The organism is Streptomyces sp. MBT65 (assembly GCF_016612545.1).
Lineage (GTDB): Bacteria > Actinomycetota > Actinomycetes > Streptomycetales > Streptomycetaceae > Streptomyces.
Genome location: NZ_JAENRY010000681.1, coordinates 1 through 864, shown reverse-complemented (window position 1 = coordinate 864; position 864 = coordinate 1). Strand labels below are relative to the sequence as shown.

Genomic DNA, 864 nt, shown 5'->3' with positions numbered 1-864 from the left:
GTCGGGGGCAGCGTCGGTGGCTGGTGGGGGTTTGGGTTCGGAGGGCGCGGGTGAGAGCGAGGGCGTGAAGGGTGCGGGTTCGGAGGCCGAGGGTGTGAGGGGCGCGGGTTCGGAGGTCGAGGTCGAGGGTGTGAAGCGGGCGGGTTCGGCCGCCGACTCGGGCTCGGGCTCGGGCTCCGGCTCAGGCCCGGGCTCCAACTCCGGCTCGGGGGATGCCCGATGACCGCCGCCGGCTGGCTGCCCGCTCCGGTCGAGGAACTCTTCGGTACGGAGGCCACGGCCGAGGAGTCCTACGACCTCCTCACGGTCGACGTACCCACCACCACCTGGCTCGCCGCCCTGCGCACCGCCCGCGACGAACTCGGCTGCACCTACTTCGACTGGCTGAGCGCGGTCGACGAACCAGGCACCGGCTTCCGCGTCTCCGCCCACGTCGTGGCGCTGTCACCGGTACGCCGACTCCTCGTCCGTACGACGGTCCCGCACGAGACCCCCGCACTTCCCACCGCCGTCGACGTCTACGCGGGCGCCGCCTGGCACGAACGCGAGACCCACGAAATGTTCGGCGTCGACTTCGAGGGCCACCCGGCACTGGACCACCTCCTCCTCCCGGAGACCTTCGAAGGCCACCCCCTCCGCAAGGACTTCGTCCTCGCCGCCCGGGTCGCCAAGGCCTGGCCCGGAGCGAAGGAACCCGGCGAGTCCGACCACGGCGCCCCCAAACGCCGCCAAATGCTCCCGCCGGGCGTCCCCGACCCGAACGAGTGGGGCCCCCTGAAGGGCCAACTCCCCGCAGCCCCGACCCGCCCCGCCCGCGGCACGGCACGAGCAGCGGGCGAACGTCCGGCGCGGGCAGCGCGGGCG

General features: G+C 73.7%; 1 protein-coding gene and 1 pseudogene. Both read left to right on the top strand.

The features are described from left to right. A pseudogene (locus tag JHN63_RS53775) lies at window positions 1–223 on the top strand (hypothetical protein); the annotation flags it as partial. Next, window positions 220–864, top strand: a 645-nt coding sequence (locus JHN63_RS51545) for an NADH-quinone oxidoreductase subunit C (RefSeq protein WP_200692009.1), incomplete at its 3' end; no start/stop codon positions are given. The pseudogene JHN63_RS53775 and the gene JHN63_RS51545, both read left to right, overlap by 4 nt.